The following is a 21,069-nucleotide window of genomic DNA, read 5'->3' as shown; positions in this document are numbered from 1 at the left end:
TCCTCCTTCAACATCTTTTAGTATATCGAAAACTTAGAAATTTTTGAAATTTGCGAACTGTGAGAAGGTGCTAGATCACTGAATCTAGTTCTCTATGCTATACTTGAAATGTTAGACAAAGAAAAGGAGTGTTATGATGCTGGAATTAAAAAAAGGTGTAAGAGTACATATTTTACCAACAAAAAAATATAAAACAATCCAAATTTATGGTCGTTTTACAACAGCTTTGAATATTGAAACTGTGACGAAACGCGCATTATTATCTAATTTATTAGAAACCAACTCCTTAAATCATCCTGATCAAACCCAATTAAGTGCCCGCTTAGCGGAGCTTTATGGCGCTAGTTTTGGTTCAAATGTCGGCCGCAAAGGTAATTTACATTGGTTAAATGTAGGTATCTCGGTGGTAAATGGAAAATACGTAAATGATGATCAATTATTACCGCAAATAGTGGATTTTCTAAAGGAAATTTTATTCTTCCCAAATATTAAAGATGGCGCCTTTGATCTACAAACTTTTGCGATTGAAAAAGAAAACATGCAGAGTTATTTGGAAAGTTTAACTGAAGATAAGCAAACCTTGGCTTCTTTGGCTTTACAAGAAACGTATTTCAAAGAGGAAGCACAAAAGAAACCTAGCTTCGGTAATTTAGCTGATTTAAAACCATTAACCAGTGAAATAATTGCTGAATACTATCAGCAAATGATTGCTGAAGACCAAGTGGATTTATTTGTAGTGGGTGACGTTGAAGAAGAGGAAGTAATCAAACTTTTACAATTATTACCTTTTGCTGATCGAGCTGTAAACAGCCCAGACATTTACTATTCACAAACAATCAGCAATGTGATTGCTGAACGTCAAATGCAAGATTCTGTTCAACAAGGGAAACTAAATTTGGCTTATTCAACAGATACTTATTATGAAGATGTTGACCGTTTTGCGTTGATTGTCTTTAATGGTTTATTTGGTGGATTTCCTCATTCGAAATTATTTATGAATGTCCGGGAAAAGGAAAGCTTGGCTTATTATGCTTCTAGCTCTTTTGATACCTTTAGAGGATACATGCAAGTCCAAACAGGAATTGAAAGTAGTAATCGTGAAAAGGTTTTACGACTAATTTCTGAGCAGTTGATAGCTCTACAGCATGGTGATTTTACTGATTTGGCTTTTCAACAAACCAAAGCAATGCTGAAAAATCAGTATTTATTAGGACTTGATCATGTGCAAAATTTAATTGAAACTCATTACTTGGCGCAATGGTTACCAAAAAGTCAATTAACAGATGATGAGTGGCTAGCACGTTTAGCAGCCGTGACCAAAAAAGATGTTGAAAAAGTCGCTCAAAAAGTTACTTTACAAGCAATCTTCTTTTTAGAAGGAGGAGACAAATGATTAAACAAGAATATCAAACAATTAATGAAACCTTATATAAAGAAATTTTGCCCAACGGTTTGACAGTTTATTTATTACCAAAAGCTGATTATCATAAAACCTATGCTTTATTTAGCACCAATTATGGTTCGATTGATAATGAGTTCGTTCCGCGGGGGAAAACGGAATTTGTGAAAGTACCAGACGGAATTGCCCATTTTTTAGAGCATAAAATGTTTGAAAAAGAAGATGGTGATGTCTTTCAAAAATTTGGTGAACAAGGCGCTTCTGCCAATGCTTTTACTAGTTTTACCCGAACCAGTTATTTATTTTCCACCAGTGATCAGTTGGAGTTGAATTTGAAAACACTGTTGGATTTTGTGCAGACTCCTTATTTTACAGAAGAGTCAGTAAAAAAAGAACAAGGTATTATCGGCCAAGAAATCCAAATGTATCAAGATGATGCGAATTGGCAACAGTTTTTTGGAATTTTAAAAAATATGTATCCTAAACATCCGCTACATATCGATATTGCTGGAACGATTGATTCAATTGCTGAAATCACTGCAGAAGATTTATACACTTGCTACAATACCTTTTACCATCCTAGCAATATGACATTATTTGTTGTGGGAAACTTAGAACCAGAAAAATTGATGGACTTTATTCGAGACAATCAAGCCAGTAAGACATTTTCAGAACCAACTGAGATTTTACGCCGTTATCCTGCAGAAGATAGCCAAGATATTCAAAAATTGCGAGAAGAAAAAATGAACATTTCTATTCCTAAAGCTTTAGTAGGCATTAAAGGTGTAAAAGAATTGCCGCAAGATGATCGCGAACGATTGGTCTTTAAATTATCTGTTGATTTATTGTTCCAATTACTACTGGGGAATACATCACAAAACTTCTTGCGCTTATACAATGAAGGCTTGTTAGATGATAGCTTTGGTTATGAATTTTCTTTAGACCGAACTTTCTACTTCGCTGACTTTGGGGGCGATAGCGAAACACCAGAAAAATTAGCCGACCATATTACAGCTATTCTGATCGGTTACCGTAATGACCCTGAAATTAATGAAGCGAATCTGGAATTGTTGAAGAAAAAAATGTTAGGAAAATATTTCCAGTCACTGAATTCATTAGAATATGTAGCTAATCAATTTACGACTTCTTTATATGGCGAGTGGACTTTATTTGATATGCCAGAGATTATTCAAAACATTACTTTGACTGATATTTTGGCAGCAGGGGAACAATTTATTCAAGCGGATAATTTCAGTCGTTTTTATATGTTGAAGGAAGATTAAGATGACAACAGCTTTAATTATGGGGGCCAGCGGCGATATTGGGATGTCAATTTGTGAAGAATTGGCATCGGCCGGCTGGTCATTATATTTGCATTATTATCAACAAGCAGAAAAAGTTATAAATTTTGCTTCAGACTTACAGGAACGTTATCCTCAGCAGGATTTTTTTGTGGTATCCTTAAACATGCTAGCGGAGAATGATCTTGCCGCTTTTTTTAAAAATTTATTTCAAGTTGATGGCATTGTTTTTGCAGCAGGCTTTACTTATTATCAATTATTGCCAGAAATGCAAGGACAACAGATCGATAACTTATGGCAAATACATGTAAAAACACCTTTGTTAATATTACAGGCCTTACAAGAAAAACTCGCCCGCAGTAAAAGAGGACGTGTTATTTTTATCGGCTCAGTATATGGACATCGCGGTAGCAGTATGGAGACTGTTTACAGTGCTGTGAAAGGTGCACAAGAAGGCTTTGTTAAAGCTTATGCAAAAGAAGTTGCAACTTTAGGTATTACTGTCAATGTTGTTGCGCCAGGAGCGGTCAAAACAGCGATGAACCAGAATTGGCAAATGGAAGAATTAGCTACTTTAACAGAAGAAATTCCCTTGGGACGATTAGCTGAACCAAAGGAAATTGCCAATGCCTGCAGTTATTTATTTATGAAAGAAGCTAGCTATATTACCGGAATCATCTTGCCAATAGCCGGTGGTTGGATGGAATAAGGAGTAGAAGTCTGTGGCTATAAAAAATTTAGGAGAAACATTACGGGACGCCCGTTTAAGTGAGAATATAAGTCTTGATGAATTACAACAAATCACCAAGATTCAAAAAAGATATTTACAAGCGATTGAAGAAAATGATTATGGTCAAATACCAAGTGAATTTTATGTACGTAGATTTTTAAAACAATATGCGGATGCAGTAAAATTAGATGGTCGATATATATTAGCTGTGTATGATGGGAAGGATCAGATTTTACCAACCTATCCAAAAGTTGAAGAAATAGAAAGTCAACGAACCAATAAATATAAAGAAAAGAAAGTTCGGCGTCGCTTAATCGCGACAATGCCGATGATTATTTTAGGTTTAGTAGCGCTTGCGATTGTCGTAATTGTTGGCTATGTTAGTTATTTAGACAACAATGATCAGCCTATTTTAAATGCTAGTTCAGTAGAAGTTGAGCGTAATTCTAGTAGTAGTACGTCAGAAACCGAAAGCAGCAGCTCAACGGAAGAAACAACTGAAGCTTCAACCTCGGAATCGGTTGAAGCACCGACAATGAGCCAAAATGTAACCAGCAATTCCAGCAGTACTGCCGCGGTCACACTAGATCAAGTAGCTGCGCCTTTAAAAATTAAATTTAATGCGCAAAATCGTGTTTGGGTAGGTCTGTCAGTCAACGGCAGCTTGAGTTTCCAACAAACAATCGAAGCAGGCCAATCGGCTGAGTTTGATTTGCCAGAGGGCACAACTTCCGCCAGTATTTCAGTTGGAGTCGCTAGTTATTTAACAATCCAAGCAAACGATACCGATCTAGATTTTCAAGCGAACAATTCAGAACGTTCGAAAACAATTGATTTAACAATTAACTATACGTAATAAGAAAGAGGGATTGACCCGTGAATTTACCAAATAAGCTGACAGTGGTCCGAATATTTATGATTCCACTGTTTATGATTGTTGTCTTAGCACCTATTGATTTAGGAACGTTAACTGCCGGCAACGCCCAACTCCCAGTGACACAATTAATTGGCGCAATTATCTTTGCAGTGGCTAGTTATACTGACCATCTCGATGGAAAGATTGCCCGCGCCAGAGGTTTAGTTACTAATTTTGGGAAATTTGCTGATCCTTTGGCAGATAAAATGCTTGTGATGACTGCTTTTATTATTTTGGTAAGCCAAGGAAAAGCACCTGCATGGGTCATTGCGATTATTGTTTGTCGAGAGCTAGCAGTCACTGGTTTGCGAACTTTAATAGTTGAACAAGGCGGTGGCGTGATGGCTGCTGCAATGCCTGGAAAAATCAAAACTGTGACACAAATGGTTGGAATTATTTTATTGTATCTTAATAACATACCTTTTAATTTTATTGGTATTCCAATGGATCAAATCATGCTTTATGTATGTCTGTTCTTTACGATTTATTCTGGCTATGATTATTTTGCAAAGAATGCGCATTTGTTCAAGGGGTCAATGTAAATTTTATTAAGAGGACGTTTGTATCAAATAACGTGCTCTTTTTTTGTGCTCAAAATAGTTACAAAAAAAGCCTTTTTTCAAAAAAAGAGATTTATTGTAATGGCGCTATTTGATGACTTGAAGTTAATTAAACGTGAAAGATAATTTGCAAAAAAAGCTACAAAAAAAGGATTTGGCAAACTAAGAACGCTACTAGTTATCTTGCTTTTTTTTATTTCCTTTTCTAAAATGAGACGAGAAACATGGAGAATTAGGAGGGATGAGGATGACAATTAGATTTGGGATAATTGGTCTTGGTAATCGAGGTTATAAATATGCTTTACGGACAATTATGACTAGTAAAGATTGTGAAATAGTCATGGTCTGTGATGCTCTGGGAAAAAATTTCGATCTGTTTCCAGGTATTGCCAATACAATAGATTACCATGATGTTCTGGATAACCATCAAGTGGATGCTGTTTTTATCGCTACACCAGATGATACCCATGCGGAAATTATTTTGGCTGCCGTAGCTCAGGAGAAACATATATTATGTGAAAAGCCATTAGAAGTCAGCCGCGAAAAAATTGCTGAGCTTCAAGAAGTGCTAAAGGATTATTCAAAAGTATTTGAAGTAGGCTATGTTTTACGTTATGCTAGATCTTTTCAAAAAGTCAAAGAACTATTAGTTAGCGGCGCTATTGGTGAAGTAAAAATGATTAATGCTATCGATCATATTCAATATGGCGGTTATGCATATTTTCATGACTGGCATCGAACGCGAGCAAAATCGACGAGTTTATTATTGCAAAAAGCTACACATTCATTAGATATTGCGAACTGGTATATTGATAGTGTTCCGCAAGATGTAGTTGCTTTCGGTCGACTTTCAACTATGGGGAAACCAGGTGCATTAAAAAAATTTGGTCATGAAGTTTCACCAGATTTACATTGTCGGATTTGTACCATCAGTGACACTTGCGAGGAGAGTATTCAAAATCTAGCAAAAGAAAAGAGAATCCAGTGGTCGGATCAGTGGCCAGATAGTTGTGTTTTCAATAGTGAAATTGATGTCGATGATCAAAATAGTGTAATGGTTCAGTATGAGAATGGTGTGCAACTTTCTTATCAATTATGTTTGTTTGGCGCTTACTATAAAAGAGCATTTCAGATCTTCGGATCTATGGGTGAGTTAACTTTTGATGATGTAACTAATGAAATTAAAGTTTATCATCGTTTGAAGGATGAAGTGATGATTTATCAAAACAATCATGAAGAAATTCAAATGGAGCCAGGAGATGAAGAACAGTTAGCTGATTTTATTTTAGCAATTCAGACTGGAAAAGAGCCGATCTCGAATTTAAGGTCCAGTACATTAGCGTCTTTATTAGCATTAGATGCACAGGATTCAATTGACCAGCATAAAATGATCAAACAATCAAAATAAAAAAAGACCTACAACTGAAGTGAAACCTAGCTAGTTTTTACAAGAACTACCAGGTTTCACTTTCAGTGGTCTTTTTTTAATTATAAGAAATATTTTGGCGCAGTAGCTCATCAAATTCATGACGGTGAATGACTCGATTTTGTTTAAGAGAAAGATAGGCAAGTGTGGCAATTTGAATCGTGTAAAGACCGTCCGCGCCACTGACTGGCTCTGGTAAGTCTTGATCGATTGTTGCAATAAAGGTTTGAATCATCCGCTCATCCATGTCTTTTTCATAATTTAAAAAGTTATGAATTTGATTATCTGCATAATAATTAATTTTTCGACCAATTGCATCAATAAAGGTGAAGCCACTTTCGCTAATAATTTCTAAATAAACATCTCCCCAAACAGGATAATTTAATGGACGGTTCCAAGAAGTATCGAGACTTAACATGGCACCATTAGTAAAAGTAATATTAATTAATCCGGAATCTTCAATGTCACTACCCTCTTGTTTTTGAGCACGGGCTAAAATTGAAGCAATTTCAAAATCAAATAACCAGCGAGACAAATCCACTAAATGGACCATATGATCTAATATGGCTCCACCACCTGCTAATTCCTTATCTAAAAACCAGCCTCCAGGATTTTTTCCTCGATTGGTACAATTCAATGCATATATTTCTCCAAATTTCCCAGTTTGAAAATGTTCTTTCAAATCAATAATAGTTTGAGAAAAGCGAATAGGATGGGCGACTAATAATTTTACCCGTGCTTCTTGGCAAGCCACCATCATGTGTAGCGCTGCTTTTACAGTTAGGGCTAAAGGTTTCTCCACAATAATATTTTTTTTATGAATAGAAGCTGCTAGGGCATAGTCATAGTGAAGTGAATTTTCTGAACAAATCAATACTGTATCAATTGAAGTTGCCAAAATTTTATCTAGACTTTTAAAAAAAGTTAGTCCCATTTCTTTGGCAAATTGATTACCCCGCAATAAGTTTTGGTCAAAAATCCCCACGATTTCCACATTCTCTTGTTTGAAAATATTGGCATAAATTTTTGCTTGCATATGAGCACAACCGATTATTCCAAGTTTCATTCTTTTCCTCCTAAGTTTTATTGAATTAATTGATTATTGCGGATGCTTAATTCTATTTCTCGCAATAATTCATTTAACCAAATATTGTCGACGGGAGAAAATTCCGTCTGAGCTTGATAGGATCCTTGATTTAAAAAATTTGATGAGAAAGAATGCTTTTGTTGAGAATCATATTGGTAAATTCCGCGAGTACCTGCAATTTCAAAATTTTTTAAATAATTATCAGAATCTTGGTAAGAAAAATCCAATAATATATTTGCCAACGAATGATTGAAAAATTGCAAAGAGATCAGATAAACTGCGGCTGACTTATGACAAGTGGCATACAGAGTATCGATCCGATCACGATGTATAGCGCGAATAAAATCTAGCACTTCTTTCATAATAGCTTCTTTATCACTAATAGTTTTGCACTGAGTAGCCAAAGTTAAACGAGTAAAATTAACTTGACCAATTTTTCCTGCAGAAACTAACGAAAGAGCATGCTGGTTTTCCAGATGCATGAGAAACAACTCCTAACTAAAATAATTAATTTTCTGTTTTACAACATCAATAGACTGTTTATAACGTGAAGGACTGAGACCTGTGTACTTTTTAAAGGTGTTGGAAAAATGATGAATGCTGTCATAACCCAAAGACAAACCAATGTCTGTAAAGCTTAAGTCTTCGTTTTGAATTAGTTCTTTAGCTCGCTCCATTTTTAAAGTTTTGTAGTAATTGATCATACTGTAGCCAGTGTGTTCTTTAAAAATTTTCTTAATGTAAGAAGGACTGATGAAAAAATGATTGGCTAGTTCTTCCACGGAATAATTTTTATCTAAATGTTCTTCCATAAAATGTAAAATATCTGACACCATTTCTTGTTTATTATTTTTTCGATGCTTATTGTTATCACAGGCTTGATTTCGTTGAAAGTTTTGCGCCATGGTATAAAGCAATTCAGCGAAATGTAAATACAGAATGCGTTCATCAAAAGGGTCTGACTGAGTATTTCGGCTCTGTAAATCATAGCTTTGATTTGACGATTGGACGTATAACAATTGAGTTTTAGCCAGCACATCTTTGATTAAATTTTTTTGCGTTTCGGCTAGGCGTATTTTCTGTTTAATCACAGGTTGAATGGTCGTATCCTCAGAAAAAACATTAAAGGTGATAGCAGCTAGACTAGCGGATTCGCACTTTTCATTGATAAAATGGAAATTATTTTTACCAGTTAAAATAATACTCTCACCAGCTTGTAAAAAAAGCTCTTCTTCTTTTGTAATAAGTTTCACATTCCCTGTTTCAATATAGTAGAGAACTAATTGAGGATAACCACTAAATTGATAGGTCTCTTTTTTTTGCAGAATAAATAAGTGCAATCGATAAATTCTTTTAATAGGTAAAACACTGATATAATGGGAATTTAGTTCCAAAAATGGCACCTCACAGACTTTAAAAAATGTGATGATAGAAAATAGATGAGCGGGAATAGTGTCTTAATTTGCAAATAAATAGGTTTTTTTTCTAAATAAACTAGGCTTGTCATCAAGTATTCTTATTGTAATAAATGAAAGCGGATTCTTCAAGGGGTGGAAAAGATGTTATTTGCAAAAAAAGTCATAAAAGTTTGCGATAATAATAAATTAACGCAGGCGACATTCTTGAGATTAAGCTATTATCAAGCGGAAAATCAGGATACTTCAGAACTTATACTGGAGAAAGGGTTGCAATTTATTTTTGAAATAAAAAAAGCTTTATCAGCAAATTCGTTTGAGGTAAAAGATTTAGTTTTACAAAGAAATCAAAGTACACAAATTATCAATGGTCAGTTTAGTGATGATTCGTTGTTTAATATTGCGTTGGCAACTTATTCATCTGTGCAAGAACCTTATTTTAAGGTTGAAGTGGTAGCTAAAGATAATATGGTGCAATACGATAGTTCAGCTGACAGTGCTTTTAGTGGATTTGACTATCAAGCAGATTATTTTACCAGTGATCATGATGATATAGCCGTTAGCGAGCTTTTAAAAAAGTTTCAGTTAATAGGAGGCGAATAGGTAGCATGAAAGTCGGTATTTTAGGTGTTGCTCATATGCATGTTCAAAGTTATTTCCGAGAATTAAAAAGAGCAAATATTGAAATCACTGGTGTTTATGATCACTGTGAAGTTGCAGCGAAAGAGTTTTGTAATGATAAAAAAATTCCTTGGTTTTTAACGGTAGCAGAAGTTTTAGCAACTGACTGCGATACGATTTTAGTTTGTTCGGAAAATGTTTTCCACAAAGAGTTAGCTTTGCAAGCATTTAAAGCTAAAAAACATGTAATTGTTGAAAAGCCAATGGCGTTAAGCGTGGCTGATGGTGAAATGATGATTCAGGCAGCTAAAAAGAATCAAGTGAAATTAATGGTGGCTCATCCAGTTCGTTTTAGTCAACCTGTTCAAGATTTAAAAAGAATAATTGCTGAGCGCGATTACGGTCCAGTATTGGCAATTAACTCATCTAATCACGGGAAAAACCCTGGTGACTGGTTTGTCGATCCGGCATTATCTGGCGGGGGCGCTTTAATTGATCATACTGTTCATATCAGCGATTTAGTTAACTATTTATTTAAAATTACTCCAGAAAAGATATCCGCTTTTATCGGTAAAAGTGACGCGAAGTTAGCAGTTGAAGATATTGGATTAGTTAATATCCAATTTAAAGAAAAAACTATCATGTCATTAGATACATCTTGGAATCGTCCGATGATTTATCCAATCTGGGGAGATGCCATTTTAGAAGTTGTTTTTGAAAAAGGCTACATCATTATTGATGGATTTGGTCGAAAGATGCAGGTTTATTCTGACAATCAGCAAAAAATTAAAGATGTTTATTATGAAGATGATATGGATCATTTAATGATGCAGGCATTTATCGAGGCAATTGAAAATGATTTACCAGCACCGGTTAGTGGAGAAGATGGGTTATACACAGTGTTGATTACGCAAATGGCCTTTGAGGCAGCTCAAAAGAAACAGCCCATTACCGTATAGAAAAAAGTAGTAGGAGGAGGAATCATTGTGAAAAAAGGAATGAACGTCTGGTCGTTACCAAGTGATCTTTCCCTGGAAGAACAATTCAAAGTTACCAAAGAAGCTGGTTTTGACACAATTGAATTAAATGTCACTGAAAATATCGTCAATGATTCAATTGTTACTAATGACTTGGCATTGGCAGAAAAGTTGGATTTGACTTTAGAGGCTGATGAAGAAGTTTTAAATCAAATTCTTCATTTAATGGAAAAATATCAATTACCTATTTCTAGTCTATCAACGGCGCTTCATTGGACTTATCCGTTAAACAGTAATGATGAGAAAATTCGGGAAAAGGGAAAAGCAATTGTTTGCAAGATGATTGATTTTTGTCAAGTTTTAGGAGGGGATACTGTTTTAGTAGTTCCGGCTTTAGTAACTACGGAGCAACCATATGATCAAGCGTATGAGTTGGCTAAAGCAGCTTTGTCAGAGTTGGCACCTTACGCTCAAGATAAAAAAATTGTCATTGGGATAGAGAATGTTTGGAATAAATTCTTATTGTCACCGCTGGAATTTCGTCAACTATTAGATCAAGTGAACAGTGATTATGTTGGAGCATATTTTGATATTGGTAATATTTTACAATATGGTTTTCCAGAACAATGGATCAGAATACTAGGGAATAAAATTGCAAAAATTCACGTGAAGGATTTCAAGCAAAGCATTGGCAGTATTCAAGGCTTTACTAATTTACTACAAGGGGATGTCAACTGGCAGTCTTGTGTGAAGGAATTAAACAGAATTGGTTATGATGGGCCGTTAACTTGCGAGTTATCGCCGTATAAAGTCAATGGACAACAACTAGCACTAGATACAGCCGGTGCTTTAAGTTATATTACAAAATTATAAATTGGAGGAATCGGAGATGTTAAAAGTTGGTTTGGTCGGCTTAGGATTTATGGGAAGTTCACATTTGGGAATTTATAAAAGATTGATGGATGAAGGCTTTCCAATTAAATTGGTGGCCATTTGCGATGTCAATGAAGAAAAAAGAACAGGTAAGTTAACTCAAGGAAATATTGATGTCAGTGATAAGAATATTGATTTTACACAGTTTAATTTCTATACCGATATGGAAGAAATGATTGCTAACGAAGAATTAGATTATGTTGATTTATGTTTGCCAACATTTATTCATGCTCCTTATGCAGTTAAGGCTATGTCGTTAGGTTTACATGTTTTTTGTGAAAAACCGATGGCTATTTCAACTGAAGCCTGTCAAGAAATGATCGATGCTAGCAAAAAATTCCAACGCTATTTAATGATTGGACAAACATTACGATTTTTCCCTTCTTATCGTTATATCAAAGAAACTATCGATAGTGGACGATATGGCGCTCTAAATGAAGTTGCCTTGTTTAGAGGTGGCACAACGCCACTTTGGTCTTGGGATAATTGGTTGTTGGATCGCGAGCGTTCTGGCGGATGTCTATTAGATCAGCATATTCATGATGTAGATACAATTAACTGGCTGTTGGGGACTCCAGAAGAAGTTAATACTACTGGAAAGGTCTACTACGAAGGTAGTGGCTATGACATGGTTTCTACTAATTATGGTTTTGATAATGTTGTGGTTAATGCGCAAGACAACTGGACAATCAATAATGATGATTTTGGTTTTGAAATGCGTTTTAGATTCTCATTTGAAAAAGGAACGATTATTTTAGAAAATAAAAAATTTACTGATTACCCTAACAACCAATCAAGTTTTACTCCTGATATTGATGAAGAAAGTGGCTATTATATTGAAATTAAACACTTTGCTCAATCAATCATTGATGATGTCGATCCACAATTAGCTTGTCCGTTAGAAAGTACGATGGAGACAATTCGTATCGCAGAAGCTGAAGTTCAATCAGCGGATCAGAAGAAGACAATTAAATTATAAAAGGAGAGAAAATAAATGAAAAAAATTCTTTTAGGTATGGCGAGTGTGTTGGCGCTTGGTTTGTTGGCAGCATGTGGTGGCTCAGATAATAGTAGTAGCGGTTCAGGTGATGAAGTAACGATTAATTATGGGCTGTGGGATAAACAACAAGCACCTGTTTATGAAGAAATTGCCAAAGATTTTGAAAAAGAAAATCCTAACATAAAAATAAAATTTCAAGTGACTCCATGGGCGCAATATTGGACTAAATTAGAAACTGCAGTGACTGGTAAAAGTGCACCGGATGTATTTTGGATGAATATTCCCAGAGCAATTGATTATATCGATAATGGTGTTTTAGAGCCAATGGATGATGTGAAATTTGATAAGGATAAAATTCCAGAAATTTATCAAGAGTCTTATACGCAAGACGGTAAGTTATATGGCGTACCAAAAGATTTTGATACCAATGCATTATGGTATAACAAAAAAATGTTTGATGACGCAGGTATTGCTTATCCAGATGAAACTTGGGATTGGGCAAAACTACAAGAAGTGGCTAAGCAATTAACAAATGAAGAAACCGGGGTTTACGGACTAGGTACACCTCCAGTTTGGGAAACAGGTTATTATCAAGCAATATATCAAAATGGCGGAAGACCATTTAGCGATGATGGCAAAAAATCTGGCTTTGGTGAAGATGCAACAATTGACGGTGTAAAATATTGGCACAGCTTTATCGAAGATGGTTCAGGTACGCCAATTGATTTAACCAATAGTGCGCAACAACCCGAACTACTGATTGCTGGAAAAGTAGCGATGATTGTTGATGGTTCTTATCAAGCACCAGTAATATTTGAAGATGAATATGGAAGAGAAAATATTGATATTGCACCGTTACCACAAGGTAAAGAAAGAGCAACGACGTCTAACTCATTATCAAATGTAGTCTATGCAGGTTCTGAACATAAAGAAGAAGCGAAAAAATGGGTTGAATTTTTATCTGAGAAAAAACAAATGGAGACAGTTGCTGAATCAGGTGTAGTTATTCCTTCTTATGAAGGTTCAGCTGAAGCTTGGGTGGATGCCTATCCTGAGAAAAATCTTCAAGTTTTTCTTGATGCAGTAGATTACGCAGTGCCATTTTCTAATTATAAAAATTCTTCTGCTGCAACGGCTATCGAACAAGATATTATGAATGAAGTTTGGTCAGGTGATAAGACAGTCGAAGAAGGTTGTAAAGAAATTGAAACGAAGGCAAACGAGATTCTAGCTAAAAACTAACTGACTTGAGGAGGTCGCTAGTATGGATGAGAAACAAACTAGAAAAAAAATCGACCCTCAGAATAAGTCGCGAAAAAAATCACCAAACGTGATCTTCAAAAAATATAAAAAAGATCAAGTGTATACAGCGGGGCTTTTTATAGCCCCTCTGTTTATAGGGATTTTAGCGTTTTATCTGATACCCATGTGTCAAAGTATTTTTTATTCATTTACTAAATGGGGAATGTTCGGCGGCTACGAAATGGTTGGTTTAGAAAACTATAAACGATTGCTGACTGATGCGGATTTGGTACAAGCACTAAAAAATACATTAATTTATGCAGTTTTTACGGTTCCGGTAGCAATTGTTATTTCTGTTTTTATAGCCGTTTTACTTAATTCTAAAATACGCGGTAAAAGTTTTTATCGTGTCATCTATTTCTTACCAGCGGTTACCATGACTTCAGCGGTAGCGATGATTTGGAAATGGATGTTTAATTCGGAATATGGGATTATTAACCAAATATTAGCTGTTTTCGGGATTGATGGGCCAGGCTGGATTACAAATCCTGATTGGGCAATGGTAGCTCTAATAATTGTTGGCGTTTGGAGTTCATTAGGGACCTCCATCGTAATCTTTTTATCCGGGCTACAGGGTATTCCCAGCACATATTATGAAGCGGCAGATATTGATGGCGCAGGACCTATTCGTAAATTTTTTAGTATTACAGTTCCGTTATTAAGTCCGACTGTCTTTTTCCAATCAATCACGTCACTAATTACTGCACTGCAAGTTTATGATTTGGTTTACATGATGTATTCAGAAACCAATCCGGCTTTACGGAGCGTCCAATCAGTAGCCTATCTGTTCTATCGTAATTCTTTTGTCTTTAATGAAAAGGGTTATGGCGCAGCAATTGTCGTTGTTTTGTTAATCCTTACGTTAATTATTACCGTAATCGAATTTGCTTTACAGAAAAAATGGGTACATTACTCATACTAAAAAAGGAGTCAGTCAGATGAAAAAAACTCGTAATACGAATCGTATCTTTGTCCATCTACTGTTAATCCTTGGATCAGTAATGATGGTCTTTCCATTTGTTTGGATGATTATTACCTCATTGAAAACTAAAACTGAAGCAATCAGAGTACCACCAAATATTTTGCCAGATGTGCCTCAGTGGGAAAACTATAAAAGAATTTTTGAAATTTTCCCATTTGGAAATTTCTATTTTAATACGATTGTCAGTACTTTAATGATTGTAGTCGTACAAACATTGTTGTGTGCACTGGCTGCTTACGCTTTTGCACGACTTAGCTTTCCTTTTAAAAATGCATTGTTCATTTTACTTTTATCAATCTTGATGGTACCAAGTCAAATATTCTTGATTCCACAATATTTGTTGGTTCAAAAAATGGGCTTAATTAACACGATTCCAGCGCTATTTTTACCAGGTTTATTTTCAGCTTTTGGAACGTTCTTGTTGCGCCAATTTTTTATGACGATACCAAAAGAGGTAGAGGAAGCCGCGATTATCGATGGTTGTTCGCGGGTTCGCATCTTTTTTACCATCATTTTACCGTTATCTAAATCAGCTTTGATTTCTCAAGGGATTTTTGCCTTATTATATGGCTGGAATTCGCTATTATGGCCGCTAATTATTAATACATCAACAGATAAGATGACTCTCACTTCAGGATTGGCAACTTTAAACGGCCAATACAGTGCGGACTATCCTTTGATGATGGCGGGGTCCTTTTTAGCTTGTATTCCGTTAATCATTGTTTTCTTGATTTTCCAAAAACAATTTATCGAGGGAATTGCCCTATCTGGTGGGAAATAAATTTGTCGAAAAGAATTTAAAAAAAGGATGAGATGCAATGACGCAACTTACACTCAATCACATTTATAAGAAATATGACAATGCCGATAGTTATTCGGTAACTGATTTTAATTTAGAAATTGATGACAAAGAATTTATAGTTTTTGTCGGGCCATCAGGTTGTGGGAAATCAACAACTTTACGAATGATTGCTGGCCTAGAAGATATTACTGATGGTGAATTAAAGATTGGTGAAAAAATTGTCAATGACGCGCCACCCAAAGACCGCGATATCGCAATGGTTTTTCAGAATTATGCCTTATATCCTCATATGTCTGTTTATGATAATATGGCTTTTGGTTTAAAACTAAGAAAATACGAAAAAGAGGAAATTAAAAAACGAGTTGAGAATGCGGCAGAGATTCTAGGTTTATCAGAATACTTGCAAAGAAAACCCGCAGCTTTATCAGGGGGACAAAGACAGCGGGTTGCATTAGGTCGTGCGATTGTACGAGATGCGCAAGTTTTCTTAATGGATGAACCATTATCAAATTTAGATGCCAAATTACGAGTATCGATGCGGGCTGAAATTGCTCGCCTACATCAACGCTTAGGGACTACCACCATTTATGTGACCCATGATCAAACTGAAGCGATGACGATGGCTGACCGCATTGTAATTATGAAAGATGGCTTGATCCAACAAGTCGGTACGCCACAAGAAGTTTATGATACGCCAACGAATGTTTTTGTGGCCGGATTTATCGGTTCGCCTGCTATGAATTTTTTCAATGTTCGCTTGCAAGATGGTGTTATTAGTGATGGCAAGGGTCTGCATTTAACAATTGATCCCCAACAAAAAAAGGTTTTAGAAGAAAAAGGTTACAATGGTCAAAATTTAACTTTTGGTATTCGACCAGAAAATATTCATGCCGATGAAAGTGCTGAAGGATCATTAGTAAAAGCTGAAGTTATGGTTTCAGAATTATTAGGATCAGAATCATTACTTTATTCAAAATTGGGGGATACTGAATTTGTCTCAAAAGTAAATGCCTTTGATTTTCATAAACCAGGCTCTGAAATTACCTTGAATTTCAATGTAGCAAAAGGACATTTTTTTGATAAAGAAAATGAAAAGGTAATTCCAATTTTATCAATGGGATAAATCAAATGCGTGTTATTAATTTTAAATTATAGAAGAGGCTGCGGGTTTTAACTTGCAGTTTTTTTTGTATTCTAGACGAAATGACAAGTTTTTTAGACTTTTTTTGGTATGATAGACTCAAATGGCGTATTTTAAGAAAGAAGTGAAGAGAATGAAAGCAGAGATTATTGCAGTAGGAACAGAACTTTTGTTAGGACAGGTTGTTAATACAAATGCGACTTTTATTTCTGAAGGATTAGCTGATTTAGGAATTGAAGTTTATTATCATACTGTTGTGGGAGATAATCCAAAACGTTTAGAAGAGTTATTGGTTTTAGCGGATTCAAGAAGTGATTTAATTGTTTTATGTGGTGGTTTAGGACCAACTGATGATGATTTGACAAAAAATGTTTTGGCTGACCATTTAGGAATTCAGCTCGTTCGAAATCAAGCTGCATTGGACCATATGAATGAATTTTTTGGTAGTCGTGATCGACCGATGACACCGAATAACATACGACAAATTGAAACGCTTGAAGGCGGGATTCCTCTGCCAAATCGAACCGGTTTAGCAATTGGTAGTTTGTATCTAGGAGAAAAAAATAACTATATTATTTTACCTGGACCGCCAAGTGAATTAAAACCTATGTTCAGTGAACAAGCGGCGCCATTATTGGTAGAAAAATTTGGTGTTCATGAAAAACTAACTTCTCGAGTTTTGCGTTTTTATGGAATTGGTGAGTCACAAATTGTGACAGATTTAGCAGAAATGATTGAAAATCAAACCAATCCAACGATTGCACCTTATGCTAAACCAAATGAAGTGACCTTGCGCATTACTGCAAAAACCGAAGATGATGCTTCTGCAAAAACCTTGCTAGATCAGGTGGAAGCTGAGATATTAGCAGTTGAAGGAGAATACTTCTACGGGTATGGTGACGACAATAGTTTAGAAGAAACGGTCGTAAATTTATTAAAGGAACATCAAAAAAGTGTCACAGCCGCTGAAAGTTTGACGGCAGGAGCATTCCAAGCTCGTCTAGCGGACGTTCCAGGGGTTTCTGAAGTCTTTCCGGGAGGATTTGTGACTTATTCCAATGAGACCAAAGAAAACTTCTTAGGAATCGATTCAACGTTAATTGAAGAATATGGAGTAGTTAGTAAAGAAATTGCAGGTGTCATGGCTGAAAAAGCTCGAGAATTAGCAAATACAGATTATGCAGTAGCCTTTACTGGCGTAGCTGGTCCAGATCCATTAGAAGGTCAGCCTAAAGGAACTGTTTTTATTGCAGTAGCACAAAAAGATGGCGAAACAGTTATTGAACAGAAAGCTTTTAGTCGAGATCGCGCCTACATTAGACAAAGTTCTGTCATGAAAGGTTTAGACATGTTGCGCCGCGCAATTTTAAATAAATAATTAAATACGAATGTTTGTTCGCTTTTTGCTTGCATTTCTCACTTTAAACCGCTAAACTAATCATGTTGACTGACGGAAATTATAATATCAAGGAGGATTTTTCTTGGCTGAAGATCGTAAAGTAGCATTAGACAATGCTTTAAAGAAAATAGAAAAGAATTTTGGTAAAGGCTCCATTATGAAATTAGGGGAAAAGGTTGATACACAAATCTCAACTATTCCTAGTGGTTCACTAGCGTTGGATGTCGCATTAGGTGTCGGCGGATATCCTCGTGGTCGGATTGTAGAAGTTTATGGACCTGAAAGTTCTGGTAAGACGACAGTCGCATTACATGCGATTGCTGAAGTCCAAAAACAAGGCGGAACCGCTGCATTTATTGATGCGGAACATGCCTTAGATCCACAATATGCTGAAAAATTAGGCGTAAAAATTGATGATTTATTATTATCACAACCAGATACTGGTGAACAAGGTTTAGAAATTGCAGATGCGTTAGTTTCATCTGGTGCAGTTGATATTATCGTTATTGACTCGGTGGCTGCTTTAGTACCTAGAGCAGAAATTGATGGTGAAATGGGAGCTTCTCACGTTGGTTTGCAGGCTCGTTTGATGTCGCAAGCGCTACGTAAATTATCAGGTTCAATCAATAAAACGAAAACAATCGCAATCTTTATCAACCAAATTCGGGAAAAAGTTGGCGTAATGTTTGGGAATCCAGAAACAACACCGGGTGGACGTGCCTTGAAGTTTTACGCAACTGTTCGTTTAGAGGTACGCCGAGCAGAACAGTTAAAGAGCGGTACGGATATTATTGGTAACCGGACGAAAATTAAAGTAGTTAAAAATAAAGTAGCACCACCTTTCAAAGTTGCTGAAGTAGACTTGATGTATGGTCAAGGAATTTCACAAGAAGGCGAATTACTAGATATGGCTGTCGAAAAAGATATCGTAGATAAAAGCGGTGCTTGGTATGGCTACAAAGACGAACGTATCGGTCAAGGTCGAGAAAACGCAAAGAATTATATGCGGGAACATCCTGATATGATGGCGGAAGTTTCTCAAAGAGTTCGGGCAGCTTTTGGGATAGGCGAACCGGGTAGTGAAGGCGAAGAAGTTGAAGTAGCTGGTCAAGAAGAACTACCTTTAGAAGATGAATAAAAAGCAGAGAGTTGCGATCAATTTATTTTGGCCGCAACTTTTTTTGTTTTTTAGTCATTTCTCTGTAAAGGCTTGTTAACAAGCCAAATTAAGTTGACACACTATCAGACAAAAAGTAAAATATACTTGTGCGTATTTCGCACGTATGCAAGTTAGGCATATTGATAATTTTAATGACGTTTATCAAGAAAAACTACAGATAACTATAATACGATAGTACGGAGGTGGATTTCATGTTAGTTCCTATTCTCCTCGCTATCATCTTTTTAATTGTCGGTCTTGGTTTAGGGTTTATGGTGGCAAAATCGCGCCATGATAAAGAGATTGAAGGTGCTCATACTTCAGCAAGAGGCATCATTAATCAAGCCAATAAAGAAGCAGAAACACTAAGAAAAGAAGCTTTGTTAGAGGCTAAAGAAGAAAACCAGCAGTATCGCGCACAAATTGAAAGTGAGTTGAAAGAAAGCAAACAAGAATTAAAACTACAAGAAAATCGCTTGCTTCAAAGAGAACAGTCGATTGATCGTAAAGACGACTCTCTAGAGAAGCGTGAGCACTCACTGGAAGACAAAGAGACAAGAATTAGTGCTAGACAGCAATTAATTGACGAGCGAGAACAAGAAGTAGAACAACTGATTGAGAAACAACAAGTAAAACTTGAACAAGTTGCTTCGTTGACTAAAGATGAAGCCAAAGAGATCATCATGCAGACGACGGAAGAAGAATTAAATCAAGAGTTGACCATTATGGTGAAAGAATCAGAACAAAGAGCCAAAGAAGAAGCGGATCGTAAAGCGAAAAACTTATTGGCGATGGCGATTCAACGTTCTGGTGCTGATGCTGTTTCAGAAACAACTGTTTCAGTAGTTAACTTACCAAATGATGAAATGAAAGGTCGGATTATCGGTCGTGAAGGTCGAAATATTCGTACCCTTGAAACATTAACTGGGATTGATTTAATTATCGATGATACACCAGAAGCAGTTGTATTGTCAGGCTTTGATCCAATTCGTCGGGAAATTGCCCGTATGACGTTGGAAAAACTGATTCAAGATGGTCGGATTCATCCGGCTCGTATTGAAGAGATGGTTGAAAAATCTCGAAAAGAAATGGATGAACGGATTCGTGAGTATGGTGAACAGGCAGCCTTTGAAGTTGGCGCCCATACATTACATCCTGACTTAATTAAGATTTTAGGTCGTTTGCACTTTAGAACAAGTTACGGCCAAAACGTCTTAGATCACAGTGTCGAAGTTGCTCGCTTGACCGGTATTCTAGCAGCTGAACTGGGCGAAAATGTCCAATTAGCCCAAAGAGCCGGCTTGCTACATGATATTGGGAAAGCGTTGGATCACGAGATTGAAGGCTCTCACGTTGAAATTGGGGCCGAGTTAGCAGCGAAATACAAAGAAAATTCAACGGTTATCAATGCTATTGCTTCTCACCATGGAGATACTGAAGCGACTTCAGTTATTTCTGTTTTGGTAGCAGCTGCCGATGCAGTTTCAGCAGCGCGACCGGGTGCCCGTAGCGAATCATTGGAAAACTATATTCGTCGCTTAGAAAACTTGGAAAATATTTCCAACGGTTTTGAAGGGGTCGAATCAAGCTTCGCCGTTCAAGCTGGACGCGAAGTTCGAGTAATGGTTAAACCAGAAGCAATCTCTGACTTAGATGCCGTTCGTTTAGTTCGTGATATTCGTCGTAAGATTGAAGATGAGTTGGATTATCCAGGACACATCAAAGTAACTGTTATTCGAGAAACCCGAGCAACAGATTACGCGAAATAAGTAATGTTACTAAGACATCAATCGAAATTGGTTGATGTCTTTTTCTTTGAAAAAAAATTAAAAAAACATCATATCAAGTTGGCAAATACTTCAGCTTAAGCTACCATAAAAGAAAATACAGTTGTTACTTCAAAATTTTTTAGAGATATT

At 36.2% G+C, this 21,069-nt stretch carries 20 protein-coding genes; 17 read left to right on the top strand and 3 right to left on the bottom strand.

Annotated elements, in window-relative coordinates; translation table 11 throughout:
- Positions 1-133 precede the first annotated feature (133 nt).
- From yfmF to KUA55_RS12130, 6 genes are all read left to right on the top strand, one after another.
- Entirely contained in the window at positions 134-1,393 is a 1,260-nt protein-coding gene (yfmF, locus tag KUA55_RS12155; RefSeq protein ID WP_218326619.1) for an EF-P 5-aminopentanol modification-associated protein YfmF, read from the top strand.
- Positions 1,390-2,682: an EF-P 5-aminopentanol modification-associated protein YfmH gene (yfmH, locus tag KUA55_RS12150; RefSeq protein WP_218326618.1), complete on the top strand. Its 1,293-nt coding sequence runs from the start codon at positions 1,390-1,392 to the stop codon at positions 2,680-2,682. Before yfmF ends, yfmH begins: the two co-directional genes overlap by 4 nt.
- Position 2,683: 1 nt before the next feature.
- The gene (gene ymfI, locus KUA55_RS12145) at positions 2,684-3,409 is read left to right on the top strand and encodes an elongation factor P 5-aminopentanone reductase (protein WP_218326617.1); all 726 of its coding nucleotides are present in this window, start codon (positions 2,684-2,686) and stop codon (positions 3,407-3,409) included.
- Positions 3,410-3,422: 13 nt separating this feature from the next.
- Positions 3,423-4,286: a helix-turn-helix domain-containing protein gene (locus tag KUA55_RS12140; protein WP_218326616.1), complete on the top strand. Its 864-nt coding sequence runs from the start codon at positions 3,423-3,425 to the stop codon at positions 4,284-4,286.
- Positions 4,287-4,306: 20 nt separating this feature from the next.
- On the top strand, positions 4,307-4,888 hold the full coding sequence (gene pgsA, locus KUA55_RS12135; RefSeq protein WP_218326615.1) for a CDP-diacylglycerol--glycerol-3-phosphate 3-phosphatidyltransferase: 582 nt from the start codon (positions 4,307-4,309) through the stop codon (positions 4,886-4,888).
- Between the two features lie 265 nt (positions 4,889-5,153).
- The gene (locus KUA55_RS12130) at positions 5,154-6,314 is read left to right on the top strand and encodes a Gfo/Idh/MocA family protein (RefSeq protein WP_218326614.1); all 1,161 of its coding nucleotides are present in this window, start codon (positions 5,154-5,156) and stop codon (positions 6,312-6,314) included.
- Positions 6,315-6,390: 76 nt separating this feature from the next.
- Here the strand turns inward: KUA55_RS12130 and KUA55_RS12125 are convergent, their stop codons facing one another.
- The 3 genes from KUA55_RS12125 to KUA55_RS12115 are packed head-to-tail and all read right to left on the bottom strand — an operon-like array spanning position 6,391 to position 8,813.
- Complete coding sequence (locus KUA55_RS12125; protein WP_218326613.1) at positions 6,391-7,398, bottom strand: Gfo/Idh/MocA family protein; 1,008 nt, start codon at positions 7,396-7,398, stop codon at positions 6,391-6,393.
- Positions 7,399-7,415: 17 nt separating this feature from the next.
- Positions 7,416-7,901, bottom strand: a complete 486-nt coding sequence (locus tag KUA55_RS12120) for a hypothetical protein (RefSeq protein WP_218326612.1) — start codon at positions 7,899-7,901, stop codon at positions 7,416-7,418.
- Between the two features lie 12 nt (positions 7,902-7,913).
- On the bottom strand, positions 7,914-8,813 hold the full coding sequence (locus tag KUA55_RS12115) for a helix-turn-helix transcriptional regulator (RefSeq protein ID WP_218326610.1): 900 nt from the start codon (positions 8,811-8,813) through the stop codon (positions 7,914-7,916).
- Positions 8,814-8,978: 165 nt separating this feature from the next.
- Between KUA55_RS12115 and KUA55_RS12110 the strand changes: the two genes are divergently transcribed.
- The 11 genes from KUA55_RS12110 to rny all read left to right on the top strand — a co-directional run bounded on the left by KUA55_RS12110 (position 8,979) and on the right by rny (position 20,919).
- Positions 8,979-9,437, top strand: coding sequence for a hypothetical protein (locus KUA55_RS12110; protein WP_218326608.1), 459 nt, complete (start codon positions 8,979-8,981; stop codon positions 9,435-9,437).
- A gap of 5 nt (positions 9,438-9,442) precedes the next feature.
- The gene (locus KUA55_RS12105) at positions 9,443-10,414 is read left to right on the top strand and encodes a Gfo/Idh/MocA family protein (RefSeq protein ID WP_218326606.1); all 972 of its coding nucleotides are present in this window, start codon (positions 9,443-9,445) and stop codon (positions 10,412-10,414) included.
- A 27-nt stretch (positions 10,415-10,441) separates the two neighbouring features.
- Positions 10,442-11,305 carry a sugar phosphate isomerase/epimerase family protein gene (locus KUA55_RS12100; protein WP_218326605.1) on the top strand — a complete coding sequence of 288 codons (864 nt, stop codon included), beginning with the start codon at positions 10,442-10,444 and terminating at the stop codon, positions 11,303-11,305.
- 16 nt (positions 11,306-11,321) lie between these two features.
- The gene (locus KUA55_RS12095; protein ID WP_218326603.1) at positions 11,322-12,344 is read left to right on the top strand and encodes a Gfo/Idh/MocA family protein; all 1,023 of its coding nucleotides are present in this window, start codon (positions 11,322-11,324) and stop codon (positions 12,342-12,344) included.
- Positions 12,345-12,359: 15 nt separating this feature from the next.
- The gene (locus KUA55_RS12090) at positions 12,360-13,607 is read left to right on the top strand and encodes an ABC transporter substrate-binding protein (protein ID WP_218326601.1); all 1,248 of its coding nucleotides are present in this window, start codon (positions 12,360-12,362) and stop codon (positions 13,605-13,607) included.
- Between the two features lie 22 nt (positions 13,608-13,629).
- On the top strand, positions 13,630-14,589 hold the full coding sequence (locus tag KUA55_RS12085; RefSeq protein ID WP_218326599.1) for a carbohydrate ABC transporter permease: 960 nt from the start codon (positions 13,630-13,632) through the stop codon (positions 14,587-14,589).
- A 16-nt stretch (positions 14,590-14,605) separates the two neighbouring features.
- Positions 14,606-15,430, top strand: coding sequence for a carbohydrate ABC transporter permease (locus KUA55_RS12080; protein ID WP_218326598.1), 825 nt, complete (start codon positions 14,606-14,608; stop codon positions 15,428-15,430).
- Positions 15,431-15,467: 37 nt separating this feature from the next.
- A complete protein-coding gene (locus KUA55_RS12075; RefSeq protein WP_218326597.1) occupies positions 15,468-16,574 on the top strand; it encodes an ABC transporter ATP-binding protein in 1,107 nt (368 codons plus the stop codon).
- Positions 16,575-16,725: 151 nt separating this feature from the next.
- Positions 16,726-17,970, top strand: coding sequence for a competence/damage-inducible protein A (locus KUA55_RS12070; RefSeq protein ID WP_218326596.1), 1,245 nt, complete (start codon positions 16,726-16,728; stop codon positions 17,968-17,970).
- A gap of 103 nt (positions 17,971-18,073) precedes the next feature.
- Positions 18,074-19,129, top strand: coding sequence for a recombinase RecA (gene recA / locus KUA55_RS12065; protein WP_218326595.1), 1,056 nt, complete (start codon positions 18,074-18,076; stop codon positions 19,127-19,129).
- Positions 19,130-19,362: 233 nt separating this feature from the next.
- A complete protein-coding gene (rny, locus tag KUA55_RS12060; RefSeq protein ID WP_218326594.1) occupies positions 19,363-20,919 on the top strand; it encodes a ribonuclease Y in 1,557 nt (518 codons plus the stop codon).
- Positions 20,920-21,069: the final 150 nt, after the last annotated feature.

Origin of the sequence: Enterococcus alishanensis (genome assembly GCF_019218635.1) — a bacterium.
Lineage (GTDB): Bacteria > Bacillota > Bacilli > Lactobacillales > Enterococcaceae > Enterococcus_A > Enterococcus_A alishanensis.
The sequence above is the reverse complement of the archived record's forward strand: the minus strand, read 5'-3'. Positions and strand labels throughout refer to the sequence as shown.